Source organism: Tamlana flava, assembly GCF_041287255.1.
GTDB lineage: Bacteria > Bacteroidota > Bacteroidia > Flavobacteriales > Flavobacteriaceae > Tamlana > Tamlana flava.
The window spans coordinates 76,609-88,781 of sequence record NZ_JBGGTX010000001.1; the positions used below are offsets into that span (position 1 = coordinate 76,609).

Genomic DNA, 12,173 nt, shown 5'->3' on the forward strand with positions numbered 1-12,173 from the left:
CTAATTAAATTAATCCGTTATATTTTCTAATAAACCATTCTAATCCTAGGCTCAAGGCTATGATAGCCAATAAATATTTCCAATCAAGCAAAGGTATGGTTTTTTTTACGCTTTTTTGAATTGGAACAAAACGTTTGTCATCCAATAAATCTTCAATAAGATTTTGCCAATTGTCTATAAAATAACTTTTGCCTTGACTGTTAGTAGCAATCTTTTGCAGTTTTGTTACATCAGCATTTAAAAATTGTTGTTCCACATTATATTCCAGTATTTGAAAACTGCCAGACTTTGACAAATTATCATTTTTTGCCCTAACCACAAAGTTGTATGTTGCGGGAGGCAAACTACTTAAATCAACTTGATAATAGTTATTTTTTAAAATTAATGGAAATGTTTTGGTTTCATTGGATTTATTTTCAACCACTATAATCTCAAGGCTTTCACGGGCATCAAAAACATAATTTTTGTCGAAAAATTCTGCTTTCACAATTACATTATTGTTGTCTTTGTAAAAGGAGTCATATTCAATGTTAAGTCGACTTTTTTGTTGATTTGTGGCTAGATATTGAATGAGCTTCCCAATGAAATCATCAAACGGTTTGAATGACTTCTCATTTATAAAACTTTGTGCCCGCCATTGCCAAATATTCTCGCCAAATAAAACCGCTTGCCTCCAACTATTAATTTCAAAAGTGGCCAGCAGAGGCTCCCCAACAGAAACACCTTTAAATGTTTTATTTAAAATGGTTTCAAACGGTATAGAAAACTGAACAGCTCCGTAATTGGATAATAACGGTGGAAATGACTCAAAATCTAAATCTTGAATTAAAAATGGCCCATAGTTTCTATTCAATTCAGCTTGATAATCTTCTGTTTGATTTGTTATTTGGTGATTGAAAAATGGATAAGCTTCGTTTAAAAAATCTAAATCGGTTTTTGGACCAATAATGATAAATTGATTTTTCTTTTGTGCATTTAATGCTTCCACTAATAACTTAAACTTATTATTTGGCTGATAGAGTATAATTAATTGAAAATCATTTATTTTATCAATAATATCATTTAAACCAACAAATGATACCGCACGCTGTTCGTTGCTTTCAATACTCTTTTTCAGTACTCCCAAATCTGGATGTAAAATATCACTAACAAAGGCTATTTTAGTTTTTTGATTTATCACTTCAACTGCAAAATTCTGTACATTGTTTATTTTGTTTTTCTCCTGTTCCAAAGGATTAAGCGTTATTTTATATTGACCAATACCAACCGAATTAGCAGGCAAATTAAAATTCAAAATCTTTGAGCTATTAGTTTTGGAAAAGTTTAGGTTTTCAGAATAAACAGGCAAATTTCCTTTAGTTACTATGAGGTTTGAATTGACACTATCATCACCGCTGTAAACCAATATGGCTTCAACAGGAAATTTATTCTTTAAATAGGCATATTTATTGACATTGAGCTGTTGGATTTTTAAGTCGACATACTTGGTCGTATCCCCCAAAATGATTGGGAAAATGGGTTGACTATACCTGTTATCTACAAATTGATAATCATTACCATAGGTTTGATTTCCATCGGTAAGCAACAAAGTGGGTGAAGTTGTCTGCTTGTAAATTTTGTTTAATTGTGTGAAGGCTTTATAAATATTGGTTTGGTTTTCAGAAAAATCAATATAGTCTGAAGTTGAAAGTGATTCCCCAAAAGTATACAGCTCTAAATTAAATTTACTTTTTAAATCTTTGTTTTGCGAAATACTTTCTATAAAATCAAGGGCTTTGTCCTTTTGGTTTAAATGTTTGATTGAACTTGAGTTATCAACGGCCAAGATTAAATTTGGCTTTTCAGTAAACAAAGTAACTTTATTAAAACTGGGATTGACAATCAAAAGTAAAACAGAAAAAACAGTAATAAACCTCAAAAAAGCAAAAAGCATGTTTAATCGAGACATGCTTTTCTTTTTATTGAAGTAGTGGAAAAATGACAGCAACAATGCAATGATTCCAGCAAGTATGATATATAATAAAGTTTCTGTTTGCATTTTTTGATTTACGAATTACGAGTTTAAGGCAGACAAATTAAGGATTGAAAAAAGTCGTAATTCTGAAATCTGTTTCATAAATTAAGTTAGCATGCCACCATCAACATTTAACGTTTGCCCAGTAACATAGGCACTCATGTCTGAAGCCAAAAACACGCAAACATTTGCCACGTCTTCAGGTGTTCCTCCGCGTTTTAAAGGAATTCCTGCACGCCAACCTTTTACCACTTCTTCATCTAATTTAGCGGTCATTTCCGTTTCTATAAATCCAGGAGCAACCACATTACTTCTAATGTTTCTTGAGCCCAGCTCTAACGCTACAGATTTGGAAAAACCAATAATACCAGCTTTTGATGCTGCATAATTAGTCTGGCCTGCATTACCTTTTACCCCAACAACCGAACTCATATTGATGATTGAGCCTTTACGTTGTTTTAGCATAGTTTTTTGCACGGCTTTGGTCATATTAAAAACAGATTTTAAATTAACCTCAATAACAGTATCAAAATCTTCTTCAGTAATACGCATTAATAAGTTGTCTTTTGTAATACCGGCATTGTTTACCAAAACATCAATGCTTCCAAATTCTGCCACAACATCATCAGCTAATTTTTGAGCTTCTTCAAAACTGGCTGCATTACTTTTATACCCTTTAGCCTTAACCCCTAAAGCGTTAAGTTCGTTTTCCAATTCTTTTGCCGCTTCAACTGAAGAGCTATAGGTAAAAGCCACATCAGCACCTTGTTGCGCAAATATTTGGGCTATTCCTTTACCAATTCCACGACTTGCGCCCGTAACAATGGCTGTTTTTCCTTCTAATAATTTCATCTTCGATAGTTAGTTTATTTCTGTTTATAAAGAAATTTTCTATTTATTCAAATATAGCAAATACCACTGGCATCAAATAAAAAAACCTCACTAAATATTGTGAGGCTATAAGTCTTTAGAGGTTATTTTATGCCAAAACTTCAGCTACTTTCTTACCTATTTCAGCAGGAGAATCCACAACATGTATGCCACAAGACCTCATGATTTTCTTTTTAGCTTGCGCGGTATCATCGCTTCCGCCAACAATGGCTCCGGCATGGCCCATGGTTCGTCCTGCGGGTGCAGTTTCACCGGCAATAAAGCCTACAATAGGCTTTTTACTTCCGCTCGCTAAATACCAATTTGCAGCATCTGCCTCAAGCTGCCCACCAATTTCACCAATCATTACAACTGCTTCTGTTTCCGGGTCATTAATTAACAATTCCACTGCTTGTTTTGTGGTAGTCCCTATAATTGGGTCACCACCTATTCCTATTGCCGTTGTAATTCCCAAACCTTGCTTCACTACTTGGTCTGCCGCTTCATAAGTTAATGTACCTGATTTAGACACAATACCTACTTTTCCCTTCTTGAAAACAAAACCAGGCATGATACCCACTTTAGCTTCTTCCGGGGTAATTACACCAGGACAATTAGGTCCGATTAACCTGCAATCTTTGTTTTTAATATAATTTGATGCCGCAATCATATCTGCCACAGGAATACCTTCAGTAATTGTAATAATTACTTTGATTCCAGCATCGGCAGCTTCCATAATAGCATCGGCAGCAAATGCAGGTGGCACAAAAATAATTGTCGTATCTGCACCAACTTGCTCAACGGCTTCCAAAACTGTATTAAAAACAGGTTTATCTAAATGTGTTTGCCCTCCTTTTCCCGGGGTAACCCCACCAACAACATTTGTTCCGTATTCTATCATTTGGCTAGCGTGAAAAGTACCTTCACTACCTGTAAAACCTTGAACAATTATTTTGGAATCTTTATTTACTAAAACACTCATAAGTGATTATTTTGATGATTAATTTTTGATTTTAAGCAAAAGTAATTTTTTGCATATAAACTTTAAAGCAAAAATGACTTTTATTTAAACGTTATTATCTTGGTTTTTTAATTTTTCAAGAATTTCTGGTATTTTTTTAATTGACGCGATTTCCTTGTATTTTGAACGGAAGTCATCCGCAGGAATACCAAAATAACTTTTTCCTCCTTCCAATGATTTACTAACCCCAGCTTTTGCAGAAATCACGGCTTTTTTTCCAATAGTTATCCCACTGGTAATACCCACTTGGCCCCATATAGTTACTTCGTCTTCAATAACCACACATCCTGCAATACCAACTTGAGAGGCAATCAAACATTTTTTCCCAATAACAGTATCATGACCCACTTGAACTTGGTTGTCTATTTTTGAACCTTCGCAGATTCTAGTATCTGCAGTAACACCCCTGTCAATAGTGCAAGATGCACCAATATCAACATGGTTTTCAACAACTACACGCCCACAAGATTGTAATCTATCATATCCTTCTGGTCTATTTTTGTAATAAAATGCATTTGCCCCCAAAACCGAACCCGAATGAATGGTAACATTATCTCCTAAAATAGTATCATCATAAAGACTTACGTTGGAATGAATGATACAATTATCACCGATAACTACATTGTTACCAATGAAACAATTTGGCTGAATAACTGTGTTTTTTCCAATTTTAGCAGTCTGCGAAATAGCCGAGTTAGAAGCACTAAAAGGCTTAAAATGATTGGTGAGCTTGTTGAAATCCCTGAACGGGTCATCACTAATTAAAAGCGCTTTTCCTTCTGGACAATCAACCTCTTTGTTAATTAAAACAATAGTAGCCGCAGATTCCAAAGCCTTTCCGTAATATTTAGGATGGTCAACAAAAACAATATCTCCCGGTTCAACCACATGAATTTCATTCATACCTAAAACAGGAAAATCATCGCCGCCAACAAACTTACAATCTATTAAGTTTGCAATCTGTTTTAATGTATGTGGAACTGGAAATTTCAAAAACTATTCCTTAACGCGCTCTTTGTAAGTGCCTTTTTCAGTTTCAATTTTAATTTTATCACCTTCGTTGATAAAAAGCGGAACATTAACCTCTGCTCCTGTTTCAACTGTTGCCGGTTTTGTAGCATTTGTAGCGGTATTACCTTTTACTCCCGGTTCAGTGTGAGTCACTTCTAAAATTACGCTAGCAGGCATTTCAACCGACAATGGTAGGTTGTCTTCCGTGTTAATCAAAACAGTAACGACTTCTCCTTCCTTCATTAAATCAGGTCTATCCAAAGCGGCTTCAGTTAACCTTATTTGCGTATAGTCCGCCTCATTCATAAAATGATAGAATTCTCCATCATTGTATAAATACTGAAACTTGTGGGTTTCCACGCGTACATCCTCTAATTTATGCCCTGCTGAAAATGTATTGTCTATAACCTTTCCGTTGGTAACGCTTTTTAATTTTGTTCTTACAAATGCTGGTCCTTTACCAGGTTTTACATGTAAAAACTCTATGATTTTGTAGATATCGTTGTTGTACCTGATGCACAATCCGTTTCTAATATCTGATGTTGTTGCCATTTATTTAGTTTGATTTAAAATATCCTTTCATGATACCACGGTGCGAATTTTTTATGAATTGAAGAATTTCATCGCGCTCTGGAGTGGCTTCCATTTCAGCTTCTATAATTTCTGAAGCCTGAGTGTTATTGTAATTTTTTTGGTAGAGAATTCTGTAAATGTTTTGGATTTCCCTGATTTTTTCGGTTGTAAACCCTCTTCTTCTTAAACCAACTGAATTGATTCCAACATAAGACAATGGCTCCCTAGCTGCCTTTACGAATGGAGGAACATCTTTCCTAACCAAAGACCCACCCGTAACAAAGGCATGGTTTCCAACAGACACAAACTGATGGACGGCGGTCATTCCCGCTAAAACTACATAATCTCCTATGGTGATGTGTCCGGCCAAAGTGCTGTTATTTGAAAAAATACAATTATCGCCAACAATGCAATCGTGTGCAATATGGCAATATGCCATGATAAGGCAATTATTCCCAACCACCGTTTTCATTCTATCTGCTGTGCCCCTATTAATCGTAACGCATTCGCGAATAGTTACATTATCTCCAATTTCAACCGTAGTTTCCTCATCATTGTATTTCAAATCTTGAGGAACCGCTGAAATAACAGAGCCGGGGAAAATATTGCAGTTTTTACCAATACGCGCGCCCTCCATTATAGTAACATTGCTTCCTATCCAAGTGCCTTCACCTATTTTAACATTGTTATGTATAGTCGCAAATGGTTCTATAACCACATTTTTTGCAATTTTTGCACCGGGGTGTACATATGCTAAGGGTTGGTTCATAATTATTTAACTTTTGAAATTTGTGCCATTAGTTCAGCTTCTGCACAAAGTTTTCCGTTGGAATATGCATAACCTTGCATATGGCAAATACCACGACGGATAGGTGTTATTAAGGTGCAGTTGAAAATTAGCGTGTCACCAGGCATCACTTTTTGCTTAAACTTAACATTGTCCATTTTCATGAAAAACGTCAAGTAGTTTTCTGGATCAGGAACGGTGTTCAACACTAAAATACCACCGGTTTGCGCCATGGCTTCTACAATTAACACCCCGGGCATAACAGGAGCGCCAGGAAAATGACCTTTGAAGAACTCTTCGTTCATCGTAACATTTTTGGTGGCGATAACATGCTTGTCTGAAAGTTCAAAAACCTTATCAATCAACAAAAATGGTTGTCTATGCGGTAACATAGCCATGATTTGGGTAACATCCATTAACGGAGGCTGATTTAAATCTATGCTAGGAACGTTATTACGACGCTCATTCTTAATTATTTTAGACAGCTTTTTGGCAAATTGTGTGTTAACAAAGTGACCAGGTTTATTCGCAATAATTTTTCCGCGAATTCTAGTGCCAACCAATGCCAAATCTCCTAAAACATCAAGCAATTTATGTCTGGCTGCCTCATTAGGGTAATGTAGCGTTAAATTATCTAAAATACCATTTGGTTTTACTGCAATTTTGTCTTTTTTGAATGCAACCCGCAACTTTTCCATGGTTTTAGGCGACAATTCTTTATCAACATAAACGATGGCATTGTTCAAATCACCTCCTTTAATCAAGCCATTCTCCAATAGCATTTCAATTTCATGTAAAAAACTAAATGTTCTAGAGTCAGCTATATCTTTTTTAAAATCAGAAATTTGATTTAAAGTTGCATTTTGGGTACCCAAAACCTTTGTGCCAAAATCAACCATTGTTGTAATTTGGTATTCTTTGGCTGGCATAACTAAAATTTCACTTCCTGATTCTTCATCTACATACGATACAATATCCGTAATCTCAAATTCTTCTCTGTAAGCATCCAATTCTTCAACACCCGCCTTTTCAATAGCTTCAACAAAAAATTTGGAAGACCCATCCATAATTGGCGGTTCTGACGCGTTGAGCTCAATGATGGCATTATCTATATCCATTCCTACCAATGCCGCCAAAACATGCTCTGAAGTTTGTATGGTCACGCCATTTTTTTCCAAACATGTACCACGCTGTGTGTTGGTTACATAATTTGCATCTGCCTCAATTAATGGCTCGCCCTCTAAATCAACTCGTTTAAATGCCATCCCGGAGTTTGCTTCGGCAGGTTTAAAGGTTAGGGTTACATTTTTACCCGTATGCAATCCAACTCCTGTTAAAGAAATTTCCTTTTTAATGGTTTTTTGCTTGATTTCAGTATTAACTATTCCCATTTATTTTTTTCTAATTCATTTATGTTTTTTACAATCGTTGGCAAGTTTTTAAAATGAACGTAAGCTTTGTTATAGTCACTTAATTTTATTGCGGGTGACCCTTGAAGCACTTCGTTATCTTTGATATTCCTTGTTATACCAGACTGTGCTTGAATCCGTACATTATTTCCTATGGTCATGTGCCCGGCTATACCAACCTGCCCCCCGATTTGGCAATTCTGGCCTATTTTGGTAGATCCAGCTATACCTGTTTGAGCCGCAATGACCGTATTGTTTCCAATTTCAACATTGTGCGCTATTTGAATTTGGTTGTCCAGTTTTACACCTGACCGAATTATCGTAGAGCCCAAAGTAGCCCTGTCAATGGTTGTAGTGGCGCCTATGTCAACAAAATCCTCTATAATTACATTTCCTGTTTGTGGTATTTTACTATAGCTGCCATCTTCATTTGGAGCAAAACCAAACCCGTCAGCACCTATAATTGCCCCAGAGTTGATGACGCAATTTTTCCCAATAATAGTTTCAGAATAAATTTTCACACCAGAAAAAATTATAGTGTTGTCATCAATTACTGAATTATCTCCAATAAATGTGTTCGGAAATATCTTGACGTTATCGCCCATTATCACATTTTCGCCTATGTAGCTGAATGCTCCTATGTAAATATTTTCGCCATATTTAGATGAGTCAGGTATAAATGAAGGCTGTTCAATGCCCACTTTATTGAGCTTTACTGAGTTATAATATTCCAGGATTTTTGAAAACGCTAAATAAGCGTCATCAACCTTTATCAAGGTAGTTTTTAAACTATTTTCAGGATTAAATGTTCTATTTACAATAGTAATAGATGCCCTTGTTTTATATATATACGGCGTATATTTAGGATTGGCCAAAAACGTTAAAGCGCCTTCAAAGCCCTCCTCTATTTTAGCAAGTTTAGAAACTTCAACATCGGGATTTCCAACTACATCACCTTCTAAAATTCCCGCTATTTGTTGGGCCGTAAATTTCACACTTAAAAAGTTAGATAATTTTTGTTTGAATACGCAAAAATAGGAAAAATGTGCTAAAGTTTACATTTAGGGTAACATATATAATATTTCGTCACTCGTTTTGATAAGGCCTTAAGATTTAATTGATCGGATGCCTTAACAATATCCTCAATTTTACCAGATTTATGCAAAATGTTTATTCCCTTATGTTTTAATTGATAAGCTTGGTTTGAAATACTGCCCGTGAAGACAAAATAACTTGCTTCATCTGGGGTAATTTTATATTCATGAACAAATGAGTCAAAATGCTTTTGAAGACTTTCGCTTTTAATTTTCTTTTTCTTCATCTTAATCTTAAGCAAATTCCTGTTGATTATCATTTCACATAAATTACTTAACACAAAATCGTCATTGAACCGCCAATGCTTCATTGCAGAAATAATATCATAATCATCTAAACGCGAAAAAACATCTAAAGTTTCATGGTCAAAATTCTCAAAAGACACTTTATGGTCTAGAAAATGCATTAGCGCATTACTACCCTGTAATTTTTTACCGGATTCATGCAATTCTTTGGCTCTTTTTAAAACCCTAATAAGTAGTTGTTCGGCGACCAAACCCGTTTTATGCAAGTAAACCTGCCAATACATTAAACGCCTTGCTACAATAAATTTTTCGACACTGTAAATGCCTTTTTCCTCAATGACCAATTCATCGTTAACCACGTTCAACATGGTAATCAAACGTTCGCTGTTAATATTCCCTTCGGCAACACCGGTATAAAAACTATCTCGCTTTAAATAGTCTGCCCTGTCCATATCGAGTTGTCCAGAAATAAGCTGACACATGAATTTTTTCGAGTATTCACCTTTAAAAATTTGAATGGCAAGCGTTAAACTTCCGTTAAATTCTTCGTTTAAACGCTCCATAAAAAGTAGTGAAATTTCTTCATGAGAAACATTATCTACTATGCTGTGCTCCATGGCATGAGAAAACGGACCATGGCCGATATCATGCAATAAAATGGCAACATAAAGCGCCGTTTCTTCATCCTTAGAAATCGTAACCCCTTTAAAACGAAGTACATTAACGGCCTGCTGCATTAAATGCACGCAACCAATGGCATGATGAAATCTGGTATGATGTGCACCAGGGTAAACCAAATAAGACATGCCCATTTGGGTAATTCTACGTAGACGCTGAAAATATTTATGCTGGATTAAATCGAAAATTATCGAATTTGGAATAGTAATAAATCCGTAAATTGGGTCGTTTAATATTTTAAGTTTGTTCAAGTTTTAACTTTTTATATTAAGTACTTGCAAATATAACCATATGTGCCATATAGGGGCATTTAAAAGAACTGTTTTCCACATAAAAAAGACTATTGATATGATAAAAATACTTTGGGTTGATGATGAAATTGATTTATTAAAACCACATATTTTATTCCTTGAGAAAAAAAACTACGCCGTTACCACATGTCAAAGTGGCTCTGAGGCTATTGATGTTTTGGATGATGAAAACTTTGATATTGTTTTTTTGGATGAAAACATGCCCGGTCTTACAGGGCTTGAAACACTGAATGAAATAAAAGAAAGGAAAGACAATCTTCCTGTGGTGATGATTACCAAAAGTGAGGAAGAATATATCATGGAAGAAGCCATTGGTAATAAAATTGCTGATTATTTGATTAAACCTGTCAACCCGAACCAAATTTTATTGAGCCTAAAAAAGAATTTGGACAATTCCAGATTGGTTTCAGAAAAAACAACCTCGAACTACCAACAAGAATTTAGAAAAATTGCTATGGATTTGGCCATGGTAAATAGTTACGAAGAATGGGTTAACTTATATCAAAAACTGATTTATTGGGAAATTCAATTGGAAGATATTGAAGATGCCAGTATGTTTGAAATCCTTGAATCGCAAAAGGTTGAGGCCAATATTCAATTTGGAAAATTTATTGAAAAAAACTACGCGGATTGGTTTAGCAGAAATGCTGCCCCCATTATGTCGCATACCCTTTTTAAAGAAAAAATTGTTCCCGAAATAAGTAAAGATCAACCTACGGTCTTGGTCGTTATTGATAATCTTCGCTACGACCAATGGAAAGTTTTTGAACCTATTGTGAACAATTACTTTAAAAAAAATAAAGAAGAAGCGTTTTTCAGTATTCTACCAACGGCAACACAATATGCAAGAAATGCCATTTTTTCTGGCTTAATGCCCAGTGAAATGGAAAAATTGTTTCCTCAATATTGGAAAAATGATACCGATGAAGGTGGTAAAAATCTGCATGAAGCCGAATTTCTAGAAACCCAAATAAAACGACTCGGCTTAACGCATTTGGAATATGAATACCATAAAATCACAAATTTAAAAACCGGAAAAAAGCTTGTAGAGAATTTCAATTCATTGAAAAAGAACGATTTAAGCGTAATAGTTTATAATTTTGTTGATATGCTTTCGCATGCCAAGACAGAAATGGAAGTGGTGAAAGAATTAGCGTCAAACGATAAAGCGTACAGGTCATTAACCCTTAGCTGGTTTAAAAACTCGCCTTTGCTTGAAATGATACAGCAAGCACAACGGTTGGGCTTCAAGTTGATTTTAACCACAGACCATGGCACTATAAACGTTAAAAACCCTTCTAAAGTTATTGGCGATCGCGACACAAGCCTTAATTTAAGATATAAAACTGGAAGAAGCCTTACATACGACAATAAAGATGTTTTAGTGGCTAAAGACCCCAAAGAACTTCATTTGCCCAGCATAAACATGAGTAGTTCTTACATTTTTGCTAAAAGCGATTTGTTTTTTGCATATCCGAACAATTATAATCATTATGTTAGTTATTACAGAAATACATACCAACACGGCGGTGTTTCTCTTGAAGAAATGATTATTCCATTTGTAGTTTTGAGTCCAAAATAATCCACAAAAAGCAAATAAACCCGATGAAATGCTTAAATTCCTAGGATTTTAGGAATATAATCACTATTATTGCCATAAATTTTATGAACATTGAAAATATCCTATGACCTGGATGAGGTTGAGCTTGTTGCTAAACAGCTTATTAAAAACTCTAGAACCAGAACTTTATTATTTTATGGGGACATGGGTGTGGGCAAAACCACATTAATTAAGGCCATAGTTAAAGTTTTGGGAAGTAATGATGAAGCCAGCAGCCCTACCTTTTCAATTGTGAATGAGTATAAGTTAAATGATGGTAAAATTTATCATTTTGATTTATATAGAATTAAAGACTTAGAAGAAGCCTACAATTTTGGAATCGAAGATTACTTAGATTCCGATTGTTGGAAATTGATTGAATGGCCTGAAAAAATAGAACCCATTTTAGGCAATGATTTTGACGAAATAAAATTAAAATCTGCCATTAAAAACAGGAGGATTTTAAGTCTAGTTTAAACCAAAATAACCCTTTAATTAAATAGCCAATGAGCCTACAATAACATGATTTAACCTAATTTTTTTGTTCATTACGGGAAAC

11 protein-coding genes are annotated in these 12,173 nt (G+C 35.0%); 2 read left to right on the forward strand and 9 right to left on the reverse strand.

The window, feature by feature from the left end:
• Positions 1-4: 4 nt before the first annotated feature.
• The 9 genes from ACB104_RS00320 to ACB104_RS00360 form a co-directional block, all read right to left on the reverse strand.
• Complete coding sequence (locus tag ACB104_RS00320) at positions 5-2,038, reverse strand: VWA domain-containing protein (RefSeq protein WP_370476187.1); 2,034 nt, start codon at positions 2,036-2,038, stop codon at positions 5-7.
• An 81-nt stretch (positions 2,039-2,119) separates the two neighbouring features.
• A complete protein-coding gene (gene fabG / locus ACB104_RS00325) occupies positions 2,120-2,866 on the reverse strand; it encodes a 3-oxoacyl-[acyl-carrier-protein] reductase (RefSeq protein WP_370476188.1) in 747 nt (248 codons plus the stop codon).
• Between the two features lie 127 nt (positions 2,867-2,993).
• Positions 2,994-3,866 (reverse strand): succinate--CoA ligase subunit alpha, encoded by an 873-nt coding sequence (sucD, locus tag ACB104_RS00330; RefSeq protein ID WP_370476190.1) that lies wholly within the window; start codon positions 3,864-3,866, stop codon positions 2,994-2,996.
• A gap of 84 nt (positions 3,867-3,950) precedes the next feature.
• Positions 3,951-4,898 carry a UDP-3-O-(3-hydroxymyristoyl)glucosamine N-acyltransferase gene (locus ACB104_RS00335; RefSeq protein WP_370476191.1) on the reverse strand — a complete coding sequence of 316 codons (948 nt, stop codon included), beginning with the start codon at positions 4,896-4,898 and terminating at the stop codon, positions 3,951-3,953.
• Between the two features lie 3 nt (positions 4,899-4,901).
• Positions 4,902-5,468, reverse strand: a complete 567-nt coding sequence (gene efp, locus ACB104_RS00340) for an elongation factor P (RefSeq protein ID WP_370476193.1) — start codon at positions 5,466-5,468, stop codon at positions 4,902-4,904.
• Between the two features lie 4 nt (positions 5,469-5,472).
• Entirely contained in the window at positions 5,473-6,258 is a 786-nt protein-coding gene (lpxA, locus tag ACB104_RS00345) for an acyl-ACP--UDP-N-acetylglucosamine O-acyltransferase (RefSeq protein WP_370476194.1), read from the reverse strand.
• A 2-nt stretch (positions 6,259-6,260) separates the two neighbouring features.
• Entirely contained in the window at positions 6,261-7,667 is a 1,407-nt protein-coding gene (locus tag ACB104_RS00350) for a bifunctional UDP-3-O-[3-hydroxymyristoyl] N-acetylglucosamine deacetylase/3-hydroxyacyl-ACP dehydratase (RefSeq protein WP_370476196.1), read from the reverse strand.
• The gene (gene lpxD, locus ACB104_RS00355; protein ID WP_370476197.1) at positions 7,658-8,680 is read right to left on the reverse strand and encodes a UDP-3-O-(3-hydroxymyristoyl)glucosamine N-acyltransferase; all 1,023 of its coding nucleotides are present in this window, start codon (positions 8,678-8,680) and stop codon (positions 7,658-7,660) included. Before lpxD ends, ACB104_RS00350 begins: the two co-directional genes overlap by 10 nt.
• Before the next feature lie 53 nt (positions 8,681-8,733).
• Positions 8,734-9,954, reverse strand: coding sequence for an HD domain-containing protein (locus ACB104_RS00360; protein WP_370476199.1), 1,221 nt, complete (start codon positions 9,952-9,954; stop codon positions 8,734-8,736).
• Between the two features lie 91 nt (positions 9,955-10,045).
• On the opposite strand from ACB104_RS00360, the gene porX reads away from it, so the two are divergent.
• Both porX and tsaE read left to right on the forward strand, forming a co-directional pair.
• Positions 10,046-11,596, forward strand: coding sequence for a T9SS response regulator signal transducer PorX (porX, locus tag ACB104_RS00365; protein ID WP_370477089.1), 1,551 nt, complete (start codon positions 10,046-10,048; stop codon positions 11,594-11,596).
• Positions 11,597-11,686: 90 nt separating this feature from the next.
• Positions 11,687-12,091: a tRNA (adenosine(37)-N6)-threonylcarbamoyltransferase complex ATPase subunit type 1 TsaE gene (gene tsaE / locus ACB104_RS00370; RefSeq protein ID WP_370476200.1), complete on the forward strand. Its 405-nt coding sequence runs from the start codon at positions 11,687-11,689 to the stop codon at positions 12,089-12,091.
• The last annotated feature ends 82 nt before the right edge of the window (positions 12,092-12,173 follow it).